Source organism: Pseudomonas sp. BW7P1, from assembly GCF_024981055.1.
Lineage (GTDB): Bacteria > Pseudomonadota > Gammaproteobacteria > Pseudomonadales > Pseudomonadaceae > Aquipseudomonas > Aquipseudomonas bananamidigenes.
Genome location: NZ_CP103374.1, coordinates 3,253,752 through 3,271,745, shown reverse-complemented (window position 1 = coordinate 3,271,745; position 17,994 = coordinate 3,253,752). Strand labels below are relative to the sequence as shown.

At 61.4% G+C, this 17,994-nt stretch carries 19 protein-coding genes; 7 read left to right on the top strand and 12 right to left on the bottom strand.

The window, feature by feature from the left end; all coding sequences use genetic code 11:
- Positions 1-7: 7 nt before the first annotated feature.
- A complete protein-coding gene (locus NWV16_RS14560; protein WP_260519608.1) occupies positions 8-1,165 on the bottom strand; it encodes an efflux RND transporter periplasmic adaptor subunit in 1,158 nt (385 codons plus the stop codon).
- Positions 1,166-1,439: 274 nt separating this feature from the next.
- On the opposite strand from NWV16_RS14560, the gene NWV16_RS14555 reads away from it, so the two are divergent.
- Together NWV16_RS14555 and NWV16_RS14550 are read left to right on the top strand one after the other, a co-directional pair.
- A complete protein-coding gene (locus NWV16_RS14555; protein WP_065261627.1) occupies positions 1,440-2,141 on the top strand; it encodes a response regulator transcription factor in 702 nt (233 codons plus the stop codon).
- A 4-nt stretch (positions 2,142-2,145) separates the two neighbouring features.
- On the top strand, positions 2,146-3,447 hold the full coding sequence (locus tag NWV16_RS14550; RefSeq protein WP_260519607.1) for an ATP-binding protein: 1,302 nt from the start codon (positions 2,146-2,148) through the stop codon (positions 3,445-3,447).
- Between the two features lie 121 nt (positions 3,448-3,568).
- Here NWV16_RS14550 and pncA read toward each other — a convergent pair whose 3' ends face one another.
- The 4 genes from pncA to NWV16_RS14530 all read right to left on the bottom strand — a co-directional run bounded on the left by pncA (position 3,569) and on the right by NWV16_RS14530 (position 6,083).
- Complete coding sequence (gene pncA, locus NWV16_RS14545) at positions 3,569-4,195, bottom strand: bifunctional nicotinamidase/pyrazinamidase (protein ID WP_260519606.1); 627 nt, start codon at positions 4,193-4,195, stop codon at positions 3,569-3,571.
- A gap of 51 nt (positions 4,196-4,246) precedes the next feature.
- The gene (locus NWV16_RS14540; protein ID WP_260519605.1) at positions 4,247-5,005 is read right to left on the bottom strand and encodes an anti-sigma factor family protein; all 759 of its coding nucleotides are present in this window, start codon (positions 5,003-5,005) and stop codon (positions 4,247-4,249) included.
- Positions 5,002-5,487: an RNA polymerase sigma factor gene (locus NWV16_RS14535; RefSeq protein ID WP_409519385.1), complete on the bottom strand. Its 486-nt coding sequence runs from the start codon at positions 5,485-5,487 to the stop codon at positions 5,002-5,004. Before NWV16_RS14535 ends, NWV16_RS14540 begins: the two co-directional genes overlap by 4 nt.
- 62 nt (positions 5,488-5,549) lie before the next feature.
- On the bottom strand, positions 5,550-6,083 hold the full coding sequence (locus tag NWV16_RS14530; protein ID WP_260519604.1) for a tetratricopeptide repeat protein: 534 nt from the start codon (positions 6,081-6,083) through the stop codon (positions 5,550-5,552).
- A gap of 157 nt (positions 6,084-6,240) precedes the next feature.
- Between NWV16_RS14530 and NWV16_RS14525 the strand changes: the two genes are divergently transcribed.
- From NWV16_RS14525 to nudC, 3 genes are all read left to right on the top strand, one after another.
- Positions 6,241-7,014 (top strand): class I SAM-dependent methyltransferase, encoded by a 774-nt coding sequence (locus NWV16_RS14525; protein WP_260519603.1) that lies wholly within the window; start codon positions 6,241-6,243, stop codon positions 7,012-7,014.
- A gap of 82 nt (positions 7,015-7,096) precedes the next feature.
- On the top strand, positions 7,097-7,909 hold the full coding sequence (locus NWV16_RS14520) for a crotonase/enoyl-CoA hydratase family protein (RefSeq protein ID WP_260519602.1): 813 nt from the start codon (positions 7,097-7,099) through the stop codon (positions 7,907-7,909).
- Between the two features lie 7 nt (positions 7,910-7,916).
- Positions 7,917-8,747: an NAD(+) diphosphatase gene (gene nudC, locus NWV16_RS14515; protein WP_260519601.1), complete on the top strand. Its 831-nt coding sequence runs from the start codon at positions 7,917-7,919 to the stop codon at positions 8,745-8,747.
- On the opposite strand, the gene NWV16_RS14510 is transcribed toward nudC, so the two are convergent.
- Complete coding sequence (locus NWV16_RS14510) at positions 8,715-9,494, bottom strand: TSUP family transporter (protein ID WP_260519600.1); 780 nt, start codon at positions 9,492-9,494, stop codon at positions 8,715-8,717. The genes nudC and NWV16_RS14510 overlap by 33 nt on opposite strands.
- 254 nt (positions 9,495-9,748) lie before the next feature.
- On the opposite strand from NWV16_RS14510, the gene sfnG reads away from it, so the two are divergent.
- Complete coding sequence (sfnG, locus tag NWV16_RS14505; RefSeq protein ID WP_260519599.1) at positions 9,749-10,843, top strand: dimethylsulfone monooxygenase SfnG; 1,095 nt, start codon at positions 9,749-9,751, stop codon at positions 10,841-10,843.
- Between the two features lie 39 nt (positions 10,844-10,882).
- On the opposite strand, the gene NWV16_RS14500 is transcribed toward sfnG, so the two are convergent.
- Complete coding sequence (locus tag NWV16_RS14500; RefSeq protein WP_065261636.1) at positions 10,883-11,362, bottom strand: DUF1348 family protein; 480 nt, start codon at positions 11,360-11,362, stop codon at positions 10,883-10,885.
- Positions 11,363-11,414: 52 nt separating this feature from the next.
- Entirely contained in the window at positions 11,415-11,981 is a 567-nt protein-coding gene (locus NWV16_RS14495; protein WP_260519598.1) for a TetR/AcrR family transcriptional regulator, read from the bottom strand.
- Positions 11,982-12,228: 247 nt separating this feature from the next.
- Here NWV16_RS14495 and pssA point away from each other — a divergent pair, with 247 nt between their 5' ends.
- Positions 12,229-13,572 (top strand): CDP-diacylglycerol--serine O-phosphatidyltransferase, encoded by a 1,344-nt coding sequence (pssA, locus tag NWV16_RS14490; RefSeq protein WP_260519597.1) that lies wholly within the window; start codon positions 12,229-12,231, stop codon positions 13,570-13,572.
- A gap of 161 nt (positions 13,573-13,733) precedes the next feature.
- Here the strand turns inward: pssA and efeO (NWV16_RS14485) are convergent, their stop codons facing one another.
- Genes efeO (NWV16_RS14485) through efeU form a run of 4 tightly spaced genes read right to left on the bottom strand, consistent with a single transcriptional unit; the run spans position 13,734 to position 17,952 of the window.
- Positions 13,734-14,558 (bottom strand): iron uptake system protein EfeO, encoded by an 825-nt coding sequence (efeO, locus tag NWV16_RS14485; protein ID WP_065261639.1) that lies wholly within the window; start codon positions 14,556-14,558, stop codon positions 13,734-13,736.
- 21 nt (positions 14,559-14,579) lie between these two features.
- The gene (gene efeB / locus NWV16_RS14480; protein WP_260519596.1) at positions 14,580-15,878 is read right to left on the bottom strand and encodes an iron uptake transporter deferrochelatase/peroxidase subunit; all 1,299 of its coding nucleotides are present in this window, start codon (positions 15,876-15,878) and stop codon (positions 14,580-14,582) included.
- 17 nt (positions 15,879-15,895) lie between these two features.
- Positions 15,896-17,095, bottom strand: coding sequence for an iron uptake system protein EfeO (gene efeO, locus NWV16_RS14475; protein ID WP_260519595.1), 1,200 nt, complete (start codon positions 17,093-17,095; stop codon positions 15,896-15,898).
- An 8-nt stretch (positions 17,096-17,103) separates the two neighbouring features.
- Positions 17,104-17,952: an iron uptake transporter permease EfeU gene (gene efeU / locus NWV16_RS14470; RefSeq protein WP_260519594.1), complete on the bottom strand. Its 849-nt coding sequence runs from the start codon at positions 17,950-17,952 to the stop codon at positions 17,104-17,106.
- Positions 17,953-17,994: the final 42 nt, after the last annotated feature.

Genomic DNA, 17,994 nt, shown 5'->3' with positions numbered 1-17,994 from the left:
GTCCTGCTTACTGACCAGAGGTCTGGGCAAGTGGAAGAGGGGTGTCGTCGATCTGCACGGTTTCACCGGGGCGGGCGTGCTGCAAACCTTCGATGACCACGCGGTCGCCGGCCTTCAGGCCGCCGGTGACGATCCAGCGATCATTTTGTACGGCGCCCAGCTGCACCGGTTGCAGGGCGACGCGCATCTGATCGTCGACGGTCAGCACCTGGGCCACACCGGCACTGTCACGTTGAACGGCGCGTTGCGGCACGGTGAGGCCGTGCTGGATCACACCTTGTTCCAGTCGCACACGCACGTAGCTGCCGGGCAGCAAGTCGAGGTCCGGGTTGGGGAACTCGCTGCGCAAAACGATCTGCCCGGTACCCGGATCGACCGTGATGTCGCTGAACAGCAGTTTGCCTGGCAATGGATAGAGGCTGCCGTCGTCCTGGATCAGCGTGGCCTTGACCTGATCCTGGCCCACCTGCTGCAACTGGCCGGAGCGGAAGGCCCGGCGCAGCTCATTCAATTCTCGGGTGGACTGGGTGAGGTCGGCGTGGATCGGGTTCAGTTGCTGGATCAGTGCCATGGGCGTGGTTTCGTTCTGGCCGACCAGCGCGCCTTCGGTCACCAGAGCGCGGCCGACGCGGCCGGAAATCGGCGCGGTGACGGTGGCGTAACCGAGGTTCAGCTTCGCCCGCTCGACGGCGGCCTTGTTGGCGGCAACCTCGGCGGCGGTCTGCCGGGCAGTGGCGCGGGCGTTGTCGTAGTCCTGAGCGCTGATGGCCTTGTCGTCGATCAATTGGGCGTAGCGTTGCTCCTGCAACTTCGCCTGAAAGGCGTTGGCCTCGGCCTTGCGCAGGGCGGCTTCGGCGCTGTCCAGGTCGGCCTTGAATGGTGCCGGGTCGATGCGGAACAGCACGTCGCCCTTTTTCACGTCGCTGCCTTCGCGATATGTGCGTTGCAGCACAACACCGGCCACTCGGGCGCGGACTTCGGCGATGCGTGGCGCGGCAATGCGCCCGCTCAGTTCACTGGTGATCGAGAGGGGGCGTGCCTCAAGGGTTTCGACCCGCACCGTGGCCGGCGGCGTCTGTTCCTCGGCGTCCGAGGATTTATCACACGCACTCAGCGTCAGCGCCAATGCGATCAGGCCGAGTCCGGCCAACAGATTCTTCGACATGTACAACCCCCAATATTGATCTGCGCATCCTACGGGCAGGCACCGAGGGTAGCGGTGAAGCTTTGTAGGCGCTGTGTGAAATTGTGTAAGGGTTTTGCTCAGGGACGATTGCGGGCGTATATCCTTTACGCCTTGAATTATTTCGTGACTGTTGAACCGCTTTCGCGAGCAGGCTCGCTCCCACAGGTTTTGTGAACGACGCAAATCCAATGTGGGAGCGAGCCTGCTCGCGAAGGGGGCCTGACAAACACCACCGCGATATCTGGACACCTCAATGCCCAACATCCTCCTGGTCGAAGACGACACCGCCCTCGCCGAACTGATTTCCAGCTACCTGGAGCGCAACGGTTATTCCGTCAGCGTGATCGGGCGTGGCGACCATGTGCGCGAACGGGCGCGGCTCAATCCGCCGGATCTGGTGATTCTCGACCTGATGCTGCCGGGCCTCGACGGCTTGCAGGTCTGCCGACTGCTGCGCGCCGACTCCGCGACGCTGCCGATCCTGATGCTCACCGCCCGTGATGACAGCCACGATCAGGTGCTGGGCCTGGAAATGGGCGCTGACGATTATGTCACCAAGCCCTGCGAACCACGGGTTCTGCTGGCGCGAGTGCGGACTTTGCTGCGCCGCAGCAGTCTCGGCGAACCGATGACCGCCAACGATCGGATCCTGATGGGCAATCTGTGCATTGACCTGTCCGAGCGCACGGTGACCTGGCGCGATCAACCGGTGGAGCTGTCCAGCGGTGAATACAACCTGTTGGTGGTGCTGGCCCGTCATGCCGGTGAGGTATTGAGTCGCGATCAGATACTGCAACGCCTGCGCGGTATCGAATTCAACGGCACTGACCGTTCGGTGGACGTGGCGATTTCCAAGTTGCGGCGCAAGTTCGACGACCACGCGGGCGAAGCGCGCAAGATCAAGACCGTGTGGGGCAAGGGTTATCTGTTCAGCCGTTCCGAGTGGGAATGCTGAGTCGATGTTCAGAATCCTGTTTCGCCTGTATCTGGTGACGATCGTTTCCTACAGTGCGGCGATCTATCTGGTGCCGGATCTGGTGGTGATGGCGTTCAGGGATCGTTTCGTCACCTATAACCTCGACTATTCCCGTGGTCTGCAATCGCTGATCACCAAGCAGTTTCGCGCCGTGCCGCAGGATCAGTGGCCGGCGGTTGCCGCTTCGATGGACAGGGACTTCCAGCCGCTGCACATTGTCCTGGCCCGTATCGACAACGCCGATTTCACCCCGATCGAACAAGAGCGTCTGCGCCGCGGCGAAAACGTGGTGCGTATTGGAGACTGGGGCTGGCGCACGCTGGCGGTGACACCGTTGAACGGGGAAATCGCCGTGCAAATGGTGGTGCCGCCGGATCCGATGGACGTGAACCTGCTGTACTGGAGCATCAACGTACTGATCGGCGCGAGCCTGCTGGCGTGCCTGTTGCTCTGGCTGCGCCCGCACTGGCGGGATCTGGAGCGACTCAAGGGCACCGCCGAACGTTTCGGCAAGGGCCATTTGAGCGAGCGTACGCAAATCGCTCCAAGTTCGAACATCGGCAGTCTGGCAAGCGTGTTCGACACCATGGCCGGCGACATCGAAAACCTGCTCAATCAGCAGCGCGACCTGCTCAATGCGGTGTCCCACGAACTGCGCACACCGCTGACCCGTCTGGACTTCGGCCTGGCGCTGGCGCTGTCCGATGACTTGCCGCAAACCAGTCGTGAGCGCCTGCAAGGTCTGGTCGCGCACATTCGTGAACTCGATGAATTGGTGCTGGAGTTGCTGTCCTACAGCCGCCTGCAGAATCCGGCGCGTTTGCCGGAGCAGGTCGAGGTGGCGCTGGATGAATTCATCGACAGCATTCTGGGCAGCGTCGATGAAGAACTGGAATCGCCGGACATCGTCATCGACGTGCTGCTGCACAACCAGCTGGAACGTTTTTCTCTCGATCCGCGCCTGACCGCCCGAGCGATTCAGAACCTGCTGCGCAACGCCATGCGCTACTGCGAAAAGCGCATTCAGATCGGCGTGCAGGTCTGCCCCAAGGGTTGCGAGATCTGGGTGGATGACGACGGGATCGGTATTCCGGAGGATGAGCGGGAGCGGATTTTCGAGCCGTTCTATCGACTCGATCGCAGCCGTGACCGGGCGACCGGCGGGTTTGGCCTGGGACTGGCGATCAGCCGGCGGGCGCTGGAAGCGCAGGGCGGGACGTTGACGGTGGAAGGCTCGCCGTTGGGTGGGGCACGGTTCAGGCTTTGGTTGCCTACCCCGAGCTGATATTTGCGCGAAACCCGTGGCGAGGGAGCTTGCTCCCGCCGGGCTGCGAAGCAGGCCTCTACTAAAGGGCCGCCGCGTGTCCTTGGCGGGAGCAAGCTCCCTCGCCACAAATCGACATCGCTCAGAGCAATTCAGTGGATTGAATCAACCCGACCCCGGCCACCTGCATCCGCTCGATCGCCGAGGCCAGCGAGCCGTTCATGTCGATTGCCCGGCACGCATCCAGCACCACAAACGTATTGAACCCTGCCGCCCGCGCGTCCAGTGCGGAAAACATCACGCAAAAATCCAGCGCCAGCCCGACCATGTACACCGTGTCGATCCCGCGCTCTTTCAGATAACCGGCCAGCCCGGTGGTGGTCGCCCGGTCCGCCTCCAGAAACGCCGAATAACTGTCGATGTCCGGGTTGCAGCCCTTGCGGATGATCAGTTGCGCGTGGGGCAGGTTGAGTCCGGAGTGAAATTCGGCGCCGTGTGAGCCCTGAATGCAGTGATCCGGCCAGAGCGTCTGTTCGCCGTATGGCAGTTGAATCACGTCGTAAGGCTGGCGGCCCGGATGGCTGGAAGCAAAGGAAGCATGGCCCGCCGGGTGCCAGTCCTGGGCGATGACCACTTGCTTGAACTGCCCGGCCAGACGATTGATCAGCGGGACGATCAGATCACCTTCGGGCACGGCCAGTCGGCCACCGGGTGTGAAATCGTTCTGGACATCGATGACCAGCAATGCGGTGCGCGGTGAAATCGGCATATAAGGGTTCCTCCCTGGATAATCACTCGCCAAGCATAGTGACAGGCCGGCTCATGTGCCCAGCCGCTCCTTGAACATTTTCGCCAGACCTTCCAGCTCGGCGATCGGGTTATGGCCGATCAGCATCCAGGCGTGCTCGCGTTCAGTCCAGTACACCACGTTCATCCCGTGCCGTCGTTCGTGGGCCGGTGCCTGACTGCCAGTGTTGGAACGTGTGACGCACAGCGCCAGCGGGCCGTGTGTGGCGTCGAGCCAGGTCATTTGTGCAATGGGCACACCGTCATATTCGAGCAGTTGTGCCCGTTTGAACTGCGCACCGGGAAGTTTCAGTTTTGCTGGCGACAGGCTCAGGCCCAACCGCACATCGACGGTACGCAGCTGCGCCAGTTGCGAGGCCTCGTCGGTGGTCAGGTGTTCAAGGGTTTGCGGCACGTACAACGCCATGTAATCGCCCACCCGTTCACGCCAGTCGTTCGATGGCTGCACTTGCCAGCTCAGGAACAAACGGTCGGCCGCCGCACCCGCGAGCGCCATACCCGCTGCCGCCGCGCCGATGAACCAGCGCCGGCTGAAACCCGGCCGTTGCGGGGAGGGCGCGGCGTCCAGTCGGGCCTGCAGACGATCGAGCGGTGCCTGTCGGGCCAGTTCGTCGTAGGCGTCGCGATAGGGCAGGTTGCTGCGACTCAGCCACTGCACCCGAAGATTGAGCAGCGGATCATCGGCGATAAGGATGTCGACCTGACTGCGCTGTTCGCGGTCCAGTTCGTCATCCAGATACGCCACCAGTTGTTCGTCCGAGGGCGTATTCATTGCCGGTCTCCTGCGGGGCTGTCCGCAACCGCATGCAGCGGCGGGTATTCGGCGAGTTTCAGGCGTGCGGTGGCCAGACGGCTCATCACCGTGCCGATCGGCACTTGCAAGATCTCGGCGACTTCGCGGTAGGACAGGCCTTCGACGTACGCCAGATACACCGTTTCACGCTGGGTTTCGGGCAACGCATCGACACGGCGGATGACCTGAGTCGCCATCACATGGGTGTGCGCGGCGTATTCGCCGTCGACGGTCAGCTGGCCGTCGGCGTCCACGGTGCCCTGGCCCTGACGCACGCGACGGGCGCGCACTTCGTTGAGCCAGATCGAATGCAGAATGCTCAGCAGCCAGCGGTCCATGCGTGTGCCGGCCACGTACTGGCCCGAACGCTCCAGCGCCCGTACGCAGGTGGCCTGCACCAGATCCTCGGCCACATGCCGATTTCTCGACAGCAGCAAGCCGTAGCGCCACAGGCGCGCCAGGTGTTGTCCGAGTTCGGCTCTGAATGCCTGATCGCTGAAAATGATCGCCTCCGCGTGTCGTGTCAGGTTTTCGATGAATCGTTGATGGCCTCGGCCAGGTCCCGGTATTCCTCGCAGGACGTGCCGCAAATCTTGCGGATGTGCTGCAATTGCTCCTGCGCCAGATCGATGCGGCCCTTGATGACGTAAGCCTCACCCAGGTACTCGCGCACTTGCGCATACTGCGGATCGAGCTTGACCGATTGCAGGTAATAACCGATGCCTTCGTCGGTACGTCCCAGTTTGCGGGTGGCATAGCCGCGATAGTTCAGCGCCTTGGCGGTGTTGGGCTGTTTCAGGGTGTCGAGCAAGGCCAGGGCTTCTTCATATCGGCCATCCTTCGCCAGACGATAGGCGTAGTCGGTACGGTCCGAGTCCGGTACCAGGCTGCTGGTCTGCATCACGCATTTCTGTGATTTGCTGTCGTAGACCTGACCTTTCGGGCAGTTGGGTTTCTGCACCGGCTCGTCTTCGTCGCCATGGGCCAGGGCCAAAGGGCTGGACAACATCGCGGCCATCAGCAACGGGGCGGCGAACATAACGGAACGGATAGTCATGGGCAAGGCTCCATAGTGGGTCATGTCTGAGGTTGAACACCGCAAGGTGAAGTTTTATTCATTGCTTTGTCAGCCGCCATTCAAGGAAAGCCCGGACCCGAACGCTATGCTCCAGACGTCTGTCGTCGATCCGTCGTTCCACATTGGGAGTCGCGCCATGAAAGATCAGGTTCACCACAGCGCTGCCGCCGGTTACAAAACTGCCGCCGAAACCTACGTCAAAGGCCGGCCGGACTATCCGCCGGCGGTGACCGAATGGCTGACGGCAACCCTGGATCTGGACACCCGCAAGACCGTTATCGACCTCGGCGCCGGCACCGGCAAGTTCACCGGACGGCTGGTGGCGACCGGTGCGCAGGTGATCGCCGTGGAACCGGTGTCACAAATGCTGGAGAAACTGTCCGCCAACTGGCCCGACGTATTGGCCGTGAGCGCCATGGCGACGGATCTGCCGCTGCCCGACGCCTCGGTGGACGTGGTGGTCTGCGCCCAGGCCTTTCACTGGTTCGCCAGCACCGAGGCGCTGGATGAAATCGCCCGGGTGCTGAAACCGGGCGGCAAGCTCGGGCTGATCTGGAACCTGCGCGATACCCGGGTCGGCTGGGTGCCCAAGCTCGATGCCATCGTCAATGCCCGGGAAGGCGACACGCCGCGCTACTACACCGGCGCCTGGCGCAAAGTGTTTCCGCATCCGGCGTTCGGGCCATTGCAGGCTCAGCACTTTCATCATGGCCATACCGGCTCGCCGGAAGATGTGATTTTCAACCGGGTGCGTTCCACCAGTTTCATCGCGGCACTGCCGGATGCAGAGCGGGCAAGCGTCGATGAGCAGCTTCGCGAGTTGATCGCGTCCGATCCCGAGCTACGGGGCAGGGATGTGATGACCGTGCCGTACGAGACCGCGGCGTTCGTGGCCGTAAGGGGCGGTTAGAGTCCTGCATTTGGCCGAACCGCCGTTCTGCGGCCTTGGTATAGTTCAGGCCTCATTTTCAGACCGGTAAAGGACTTCTGCCATGACTCAATACACCGCCTTCAGCGTCGAACTGGCCGACAATATCGCCCATGTGCAGATCAACCGGCCGGAAAAGATCAACGCGATGAATGCCGCGTTCTGGAGCGAAATCGTCGAGGTGTTCCAGTGGATCGACGACACCGACGAAGTGCGGGTTGTGGTGCTCAGCGGGGCCGGCAAACATTTCTCTTCGGGCATCGACCTGATGATGCTGGCCGGCGTGGCCAATGAGCTGGGCAAGGATGTCGGCCGCAACGCGCGCCTGCTGCGCAAAAAGATCCTCACTCTGCAAGCCTCTTTCAATGCCGTCGACCATTGCCGCAAACCGGTGCTCGCGGCGATTCAGGGTTACTGCCTGGGCGGCGCGATCGATCTGATCGCGGCCTGCGACATGCGTTACGCCGCCGAAGACGCACAATTCTCCATCAAGGAAATCGATATCGGCATGGCGGCCGACGTCGGTACGTTGCAACGGTTGCCACGAATCATCGGTGACGGCATGCTGCGTGAGCTGGCCTACACCGGTCGTACCTTTGGCGCCGATGAAGCGCGCAGCATTGGTCTGGTCAATCGCGTCTACAGCGACAAGGACAGCCTGATCGAAGGCGTGATGGACATTGCCCGGGACATCGCCGGCAAGTCGCCGATCGCGGTCACCGGAACCAAGGAAATGATCAGCTACATGCGCGACCATCGCATCGACGATGGTCTGGAGTACGTTGCCACCTGGAACGCCGCCATGTTGCAATCCAGCGACTTGCGCGTCGCCATGGCCGCCCACATGAGCAAACAGAAACCCGAATTTCTGGATTGAAAAAACCATGACATCTCGCTGGACCACCGCAGTACTGGACACTGATCAACCCGGCGGCTGGGCCGTCGCGCGCAGCCCCGAGGGCTTTCTGTTCGATGACAACGGCGTGCTGTTCCCCCGGGAATGGCTCAAGCGCCAGGAGTTGTCGGTCCTCTCCGAGCACGGCATCGGCCACCTCGATGGCGAACCGGTGTACCTGCTGGAACTGCGTAGTCACAGCGAGGTGCCGGGCTGCAACTGGAAAGGCTTGCGGGCATTCATGCTCGACGGCGATCACACGATCTACAAAGTGCTGGGTTATGCCGCACAGATCGGCACATGGGCCCGTGAACACCGTTTCTGCGGCAATTGCGGTCAGCCCATGACCCAGATCCAACGGGAACGGGCGATGTATTGCCAGCCGTGTGACCTGCGCAGCTATCCGCGGATCTCGCCAAGCATGATCGTGCTGGTGACCCGTGGCGATGAAGTGCTGCTGGCGCGCTCACCGCGCTTCGTGACCGGGGTCTACAGCACGCTGGCCGGCTTCGCCGAGCCTGGGGAGTCAGCCGAGGACTGCCTGATCCGTGAGGTGCGCGAAGAAGTCAGTATCGAAGTGAAGAACATTCAGTACATGGGCAGCCAGTGCTGGCCGTTCCCGCATTCGATGATGCTGGGTTTCCATGCCGAATACGCCGGCGGCGAGATTGTCTGTCAGGAAGACGAGATCGAAGACGCCCAGTGGTTCAACGTGCATGATCTGCCGCCGTTGCCGGCGTCGAAATCAATTGCACGTTACCTGATCGATGTCTACGTGGCGCGACGCTTAGGCCACGTTGAACCAGTGTTGCCAGGCTAGACGCACGGTCAACCCGAGCACCACGGTGATGAATACCGGACGAATGAATTTGGCGCCGCCGCTGATCGCGGTGCGCGCCCCGAAGAATGCGCCGACCATCACCGACAGGCCCATGCACAGGCCGATGATCCAGTCCACCTGACCGGAAAACACGAACACCGACAGCGCCGCAATGTTGCTGACGAAGTTCATGCTGCGCGCCACGCCGCTGGCCTTGACCAGATCGATCGGGTAAAGCAGCAAGCTGCTGACGGTCCAGAATGCGCCAGTGCCCGGACCGGCCACGCCATCGTAGAAACCGAGACTGAAACCCTGACTCGATTGCCACGTCTTCTTGATCGGTGCGTCGCTGTCCAGTGGCGCCTTTGGCGTGCCGCCAAACAACAGGTACAGGCCGCAGGCGAAGACGATCACCGGCAGCATCTTGTTCAGCCATTCCGCCGGCAGATAGTGGGCGACGATGGCGCCGGTCAGCGCACCGACCAACGTGCCGATGATCGCGTGCATCCACTGCCTCGGATGAAACAACTTGCGCCGGTAGAAGGTGAAACTCGCGGTGGCCGAGCCGAAGGTCGAACTCAACTTGTTGGTGCCCAGCACCAGGTGCGGCGGCAGACCGGCAGTGAGCAACGCCGGCGTGGTCAGCAGACCGCCACCGCCGGCGATGGCGTCGATGAATCCGGCGATGAAGGCGACAAGGGCCAGGACGGCCAGGGTGGTGAGGTCAACGCTGAGTTCGAAAGGCATGGAATCGGCTTATTCGCAGGTTGCAGCGCTGGGCTGCGGGGAGGGCAGTCATGTTACTCATTTCCGGTTGTTGCGGCGACCCATAAGACTCGACCACTGACGGCTCAACTGTTGCCCAGCCAACACGCACCCAACAAATTACCCTCTCACCCTGCACGCCAATTGCCGGAAGCCCCAATAAAACCGGCTTCAGGGGCTGGCACGTTTGCTGCTCTGGCTCTCTCACCTTCATCAACTGTCCCGGGGACACGCCAATGAGTCAGCAAGCCGTGAAATTTGCCTACTGGGTGCCGAACGTCAGCGGTGGGCTGGTGGTCAGCAAGATCGAGCAACGCACCGACTGGGGTATCGATTACAACCGCAAACTGGCACAACTGGCCGAGGCGGCGGGATTCGAATACGCCCTGACCCAGATCCGCTTCACCGCCGGCTACGGTGCCGAGTTCCAGCATGAGTCGGTTGCCTTCAGTCACGCGCTGCTCGCCGCCACCAGCAAACTCAAAGTCATCGCCGCCATCTTGCCCGGTCCGTGGCAACCGGCGCTGGCAGCCAAACAGCTGGCGACCATCGATCAACTCACTAACGGGCGGATCGCGGTAAACATCGTCAGCGGCTGGTTCAAGGGTGAGTTCAAGGCCATCGGCGAGCATTGGCTGGAGCACGACGAGCGCTATCGTCGCTCTGAGGAATTCATCCGTTCGCTACGAGGGATCTGGAGTCAGGACAACTTCACTTTCCGTGGTGATTTCTATCGTTTCGACAACTACAGCCTCAAGCCGAAACCCCTGGGCCGCCCGGAAATCTTTCAGGGCGGAAGCTCCCGTGCGGCGCGGGACATGGCGGCGCGGGTCTCGGACTGGTATTTCACCAACGGCAACAGCGTCGAGGGCATCAAGGCGCAGGTCGACGACATTCGCGCCAAAGCGGCGGCGAACCAGCATACGGTGAAAGTCGGGGTGAATGCGTTTGTCATTGCCCGTGATACCGAAGAGGAAGCCAATGCGGTGCTGGCGCAGATCATCGATCAGGCTGACCCGGAAGCGGTGAATGCCTTTGGTGATGCGGCGAAACAGGCGGGCAGGGCATCGCCGGAGGGCGAGGGCAACTGGGCGAAATCGACCTTTGAAGATCTGGTGCAATACAACGACGGCTTCAAGACCAATCTGATCGGCACGCCGCGGCAGATTGCCGAGCGGATCGTGGCGTTGAAAGCGGTGGGTGTGGACCTGGTATTGGCGGGGTTCCTGCACTTTCAGGAAGAGGTGGAGTATTTCGGCCAGCGGGTGTTGCCGTTGGTGCGGGAGCTGGAAGCCAAAGCGCAATCGGTCTCGACTGCCGAGGTTGCTTGAAAATCCCTCCTGCACACTGCGCAGGAGGGATCGACTCAATTACAGACCCAGCTCGGACAACCCCGGATGATCATCCGGGCGCCGGCCCAGCGGCCAGTGGAACTTGCGCTCGCTTTCCTTGATTGGCATGTCGTTGATGCAGGCATAACGCTGGAACATCAGGCCGTTCTCGTCGAACTCCCAGTTTTCGTTGCCATAGGAACGGAACCAGTTACCCGAATCGTCGTGCCATTCATAGGCGTAGCGCACGGCGATGCGGGTGTCGGAAAACGCCCAGAGTTCCTTGATCAGCCGGTAATCCAGCTCCTTCGCCCATTTGCGGGTCAGGAAGGCCTTGGCTTCCTCGCGATTGTTGGCGAATTCGGCGCGGTTGCGCCATTTGGTGTCCAGGGTATAGGCCAGCGATACCCGCTGGGGATCGCGGGAGTTCCAGCCATCCTCGGCCAAACGAACTTTTTCGATGGCCGATTCACGGTTGAAGGGTGGCAATGGCGGACGCACTTCGGCTGCAGTAGACATGTTTGTCTCCCGATCAAATTAACGATTTAACAACTTGTCGCTTATTGAGGCATTACAGGTCCAATAACTTTCGCGCCATGCATTGCGCATTATCGGCGGCACTGTGATCACCCATCACAAGCGCTACGGTAATGGCGCCGTCAATCAGGATCAGCAACTGTCTGGCCAGCAGTTGCGGGTCCTCGGCCCCATGTTCGGTACACAGCTCGCACAGGTAGTCGAGCAGCTTCTGTTTGTGGTCTTTGGCGACCTGGCGCACCGGATCCTGCGGATCGCCGGTCTCGCCGCTGGTATTGATGAAGGCGCAGCCCCGGAAGCCCTCCGAGGCGAACCAGGCCTTGAGCACGGTAAACAGGTTGAGCAGGCGATCGGCCGGGGTTTCGGCCTGATCGACGGCGCTTCTGTACCAATGCATCCAGCGCACGTCGCGGCGTTGCAGGGCGGCGACGGTCAGCTCCTCCTTGTTGGCGAAGTAGCGGTAGATACTCTTTCTGGAAACACCGGCTGTTTTCACCAGAAGATCCATGCCGGTGGCCGCGATGCCACTCTTGTAGATCAACTTTTCGGTGACATCCAGAATGATGTCGCGGGTCGTGTTGTTGCTTGTGATTTCGTTCATGTGGTGCACAGTAGAACGATCGTTCTCCTTGGTCAAGAAGTTATTTTTTTTATCGTTCCCGCGCTCTGCCTGGGAACGCAGCTCAGGACGCTCTGCGTCCCTTCTGGAGTTGGAACGCGGAGCGTCCCTTGAGGCGTTCTCACGCAGAGCATGGGAACGATCGCAGACGATTAATCAGGCGGGAAGACCCGAACGGGTTGATGGTGTAAGCTCTCGGGTTCTTCGGATTCGACCCATTGCGAGCCCTATGCCGTTGCTTTTCAAACGCTCTCTGCTGCCCAGGTTGCGCAGCTTTCCGCTGACCGCCGAGGCCGTGACCATTCTGTCCGGCGCCGCCGAGTTTCGTCGTTGCCTGTTGGAGAACATCGCCCAGGCGACCCGGCGCATCTATCTCGTCGCGCTTTATCTGCAAAACGACGAAGCCGGTCAGGAAATCCTCGAAGCCTTGCACGCCGCCAAACTCAAGCGTCCCGAGCTTGAGGTCGTGGTGGTGGTCGACTGGCTGCGCGCCCAGCGCGGCTTGATCGGAGCCGGCAAGCAGCCGGGCAATGCGGCCTGGTATCAGGAAATGACCCGCACCCACCAGAGCGTGGTGCCGGTCTACGGCGTGCCGGTGCAGACTCGCGAGCTGTTCGGTGTGCTGCACCTCAAAGGCTTCGTGATCGATGACCGAGTGGTCTACAGCGGTGCCAGCCTGAACAACGTTTACCTGCACAAGTTCGACAAGTACCGCTTCGACCGTTATCACGTGCTGCAGAGCCGTGAGCTGGCGGACTCGATGCATCATCTGGTCAAGCACGGCCTGATCGAATCGAAAGCGGTGCATCGTCTCGATCTGCCGAAACTGCCGACCACCCGCAGCTTGCGCAACGACATTGGTGACCTGCGCAGTCGCCTCAAATACGCCGCTTACGACACCAGTGCCGGCAGCACCGCGCAGACCGGCCTGTCAGTCAGCCCGTTGCTCGGTGTCGGCAAGAACAATCCGCTGAACCGGGTAATCCTGGAGCTGATCGCCAGCGCCCAGAAACAACTGACCATCTGCACGCCGTACTTCAACCTGCCGCTGGGAGTGATCCGCGAGATCAACCGGGCGCTGGCGCGCGGTGTGAAGATCGACATCGTGGTTGGCGACAAGACTGCCAACGACTTCTACATTCCACCGAGCGAGCCGTTCAAGGTGATCGCGGCGCTGCCTTACCTTTACGAGATCAGCCTGCGCCGTTTTGCCAAGCGTCATCAGCGCAATATCGACAGCGGCCAGTTGAACCTGCACTTATGGCGTGAGGGCGATAACAGCTATCACCTCAAGGGCATGTGGATCGACCAGCGCTACACGCTGCTGACCGGCAACAACCTCAACCCGCGGGCGTTTCGTCTCGATCTGGAAAACGCCTTGCTGATCGACGACCCGAAAGGCGAGTGGCTGGAACCGCGGCGGCTGGAGCTGGAGAACATCTTCGAACACACCACGCGCATCGAGCGATTCCAGGACCTGGAAGCCTTGCCGGATTACCCGGCCGGAGTGGCCAAGTTCCTCAAGCGGGTGAGCCGCGTGCGGGTGGAGCGGTTGCTCTATCGCATCCTCTAAGGTCCAAAGTCTTTAGCGCGGCCTAAGACGCCATCGCGGGCAAGTCGAAACGTCGCACCGCCGCTCCCACAGGTTTTGCGCCGTTCACGAAGCAGTGATCCGGCGCAGACTTTGTGGGAGCGGGCTTGCCCGCGATGGAGGACTACAGAACGCTATAGAACTCAGTTCAGACCCAATTTGCCACGCAACGTGGAAAGGTCTTCAGCCAACGTATTGACCGGACCGACCAGCGCCTTGCGGTCGTTATCCTTCACTTTGTCATACGTCTCGAAACCACCATCCTTGGTCTTGTACTTGGCCAGGATCCTGTCCACGGTGGCGAAGTTCTTGTCGACTTTGGCCACGAACGCCTTGTCCTGCTTCTCGATTTGCGGACGGAACAGGTCGACGATTTTCTTCGCGCCGTCGATGTTGCCCTGGAAGTCATAGAGGTCGGTGTGACTGTAGCGGTCTTCCTCACCGGAGACCTTGGTGGCGGCAACTTCTTCCAGCAGGGCAGCGGCACCGCCCACGACTTTTTCAGGCGGGAACGTCAGGCCGGCAACGCGGGTCTGCAGGTCCTGGACGTCTTTATCCAGCTTGTCGGCCAGATCATTCAGCCCCTGGGTGCTTTTCTCCGAGAACAGCGAATATTCGAGGCGGTGGAAACCGGTGAAGTCCTCGGCCTTCACGCCTTTTTCGTGGTCGTCGACGCGGGAGTCGATGGACGCGTCGAGGTCACTGAACAGCTCGGCAATCGGTTCGATCGACTCGTAGTAGACGCGGGTCGGCGCATAGAGCTTTTGCGCGGTGGCCAGGTCACCCTTTTTCACGGCATCGGTGAATTGCTTGGTGTGGGTGCCCAATTGGTCCAGTTGCTCGGTGACGTAGATCTTGTAGTCCGAAACCGGCCCGACCAGATCCAGCGGTGCGGTCGCCGCGAACGCCGAAAGCGGCGTGTTGAGTAAACCCAGGGTCAGCAATAACGCGATGGGCGTCTTTTTCATGGGGGCGGCTCCTGTTGAATGCTATGCAGTTGTTTTTGGTTGGGTAGCGTCGAGCAGTGAGCGACCGATGAAATCCTTGTCGCCCGTAACACCCGGCAGGGTGAAGAAGTAACCGCCGCCGACCGGCTTGAGGTATTCCTCCAGCGGTTCGCCGTTGAGGCGGGTCTGTACGGTGATGAAGCCTTTTTCCAGGTCGGCCTGGTAGCAGATGAACAACAGGCCCATGTCGAGCTGGCCGTTCTTGTTCACGCCGTTGGAATAGTTGAAGGGCCGGCGCAGGATCAGGTTGGCCTGGCTTTCGGCGGTACGCGGGTTGGCCAGGCGGATGTGTGCGTCGAGCCTGGTCAGCTTGCCTTCCGGGTCCTTGCTGTAGTCAGGGACTTCGGTCTCATGGCTGGCGCCCATCGGCGCGCCGGTGCTTTTCACCCGGCCGATGATGCTTTCCTGCTCCTGCAACGGCGTGCGGTCCCAGCGTTCGACGAAATTGCGGATGATCCGCACCGCCTGATAACTGCCGTGGGCCGCCCAGGCCGGTTCGTCGCTGCCCGGTTGCACCCAGACAATGCGCTCCATGGCCTTGGCGTCGTTGGAATCCGGGTTGGCCGAGCCGTCACGGAATCCGAGGAAATTACGCGCCGACTGCGCCGGAACACCGGGTTTGGCCGGGGCTTGCGGCGGCACGCTGCCTTCCTGTTTCCAGCGCACCAACAGCAGGTCCGGCAGGTTTTTCACGATGTCGCGCAGGGCATGGATGTTGGTGTCGGCGGTGTTGGAGCAGAACTGCAGGCTCAAATCGCCGTGGCAGCAATCGCCTTCCAGCGCATCGTTGGGGAACCCGACCATGCGCACCAGGCGCTTGGGTTTGGCGGCGGCAAGGCCAAAGCGCTCGTCGAACAGTGACTCGCCCACCGATACGGTGATGGTCAGGTTGTCCGGGGTGACGACCGGGCCGAGGATGCCGGAATCCGGCGGCGGCAGTTTCGGGTCGATCTGCGCCACCGGGCCGCCCTTCATCAGGAACGCGATGCGCTCGTTGAGGGTACGGAACAGGCGTTCGAGGTCTTCGCGGTCGCTGGCCAGTACGTCGAACGAGACCAGCATGCCGGACGCAGGACGGGGCGTTACGATGCCGGACTGATGCACGCCGTGAAAATCGTGGCGATCCTGGGTCTTGTCGCTGCTCGGCGCTTCGGTGACTTGCGCGGGGGTGGCGGCCATGGCCGGGCAGCTCAGGGCGGTGCCGGCCAGCGCGACGCCGGCGGCGCCCATGCCCATCAGTACACGGCGGCGTTGCAGGTTGAAGTGTTCGCAATCGTTCATCGGTAGTCGTCTTCTGCTTACAGGCCGGAGAGGCCGAGGGCGGGATCAATGGCGTCGAGGGCGTCGGCCAGGGCCTTGGCCTTGTCGGCGATCTGTTTGCGTTGTTCACCGCTGACGGTGTCGTAACTCGCGTAGCCGTCCTTGACCTTGAAGCCGTTCAGGGTGTTGTCGAAGTCAGTCAGCGCGCTGTCGATTTTCGGCAGCAGGTCGGCAGCGGATTTCGTCAGCATCGGTCGCAGCAGTTCGACGACTTTGTGCGCCGTCTCCAGGTTCGCCGCGAAGCCGTTGAGGTCGCCGTGGCTGTAGCGTTCCTCTTCGCCGCTGGCGGCGCGCACGTCGGCCAGGGTGTTGAGGTTGCGCACAAGGATTTCCACCAGTTGCTCCGGCGGCAGCGACTGGGCCAGCAACTGCTGCTTGAGCGTATTGACGTCGCCCAGCAGGCGCTCGGCAATGGGTGCCAGACCGTCGAGGTTGCGTTGCTGGAACAGCGCGTACTCGATGCGATGGAAGCCGACGAAGGCCGGATCCTGCTCGCGTTTTTCGAAGTAATCGGCGCGGGCGTTGATGCTGTTGTCCAGCTCGGCCAGGCGTTGTGCGGCCGGGGCCAGACGCTGATACGCGGTGCGTGCCGGCAAGTACGCTGCTTGGGCCTGGGCCAGGTCACCGCTGTCGATCGCCTGATTGAGGGCCGTGACCGCTCTGATCAGCGCGCTGCTCTGAGTGGCCAGATACACGCGGAACTCCGACAGTGGCCCGACAAACGCGACCATCGACGGCTTGGCCTTGGCGGCAGCGTCTGAAGCAGCCGTCGGCGTGACATGCAGCACGCCGCGTGGATTGCTCAGCAGACCGCAGGTGATGGCGTAGTCGCCGGGTTGCAGGTTGGCGTTGATCACCTGGCTCAGGCCCGGCGCGATGTTTTCGCGTTCTTCGATCACCAGCACGCCGTCGAGGATTTCCCATTCCACCGCTCGCTCGGAGCGGTTGACGATGCGGAAACTGGCGCGCCCGGCGGGTACGCTCAGTTCGTTGGGCTCGCAACTGCCAGGGTGAATGTTGACCACCACTTCGTCATGGTTGTGCTGACGTTTGGCGGCAGCCATCTTCGAGGCGTAGTAGAACAGGCCGCCGGCGGCGATCATCACAACCACCGAACCGGCCACCGCCCAGCGCAAGGCACGGGGAGGCGAGGCCTGAGGAGAATTAGGCTTTGACATGGAGGCCCTTATTGACTGGAAACGGAATTCGAGGCGGCGGCTTTGGGCGCCGGGGCGGGAGCCGGATAGAAGAACATCACCAGCGCCACCACCAGATAGATCAGGTACGCACCGAGGGTACTGACGGTCGGTGCATCCTGGTAACCGAACATGCCAGCCAGTACCGAGCCCAGCGGGCCGTCCATCGGCAGCGTTGCGCTGAAGTCGAAGAGTACGGTTTGCAGGTGGTTCCAGACCCCGGCTTCATGCAGTGCCTGCACTGAATTGGCGAGGATTCCGGCGGCGACCACGAGGATGAACAACCCGGTCCAGCGGAAGAACGCCGACAGATTCAGGCGCATGCTGCCGCTGTAGATCAGGAAACCGACGATGATCGCCAGGATCAGGCCGAGCAGGGCGCCGATCGGCGCGCCCGGTCCCTCGCTCTGCTGGAATACGGCGAGCAGGAAGAACACCGTTTCCAGACCTTCCCGTGCGACGGCGAAAAACACCATGGCGATCAGTGCGATGACCTGATGCTTCGACGCGGTCAACGCATGGTCGAGAGAGGCTTGCAGCGAATGTTTGATCGAACGCGCGACCTTGCGCATCCAGAACACCATGGAGCTGAGGATGCCCACGGCGACGAGGCCGACCACACCTTCGAACAGCTCCTGCTGTTTCTGCGGGAATTCAGCGCTGACCAGTTCCAGGCCTCCGCCGACCAGCAAAGCCAGTGCGGCGGCGAGAAACACACCGATCCATACTGCCGGCATCCATTGGCCACGGCCGGTCTGTTGCAGGTAGCTGGCGATGATGCCAACGATCAGCGCGGCTTCAATGCCTTCGCGCAGCATGATCAGAAAGGGAACGAGCATTCGGCATCCACTGTGTCACGAAATGAGGTTACAAGTTGTAAC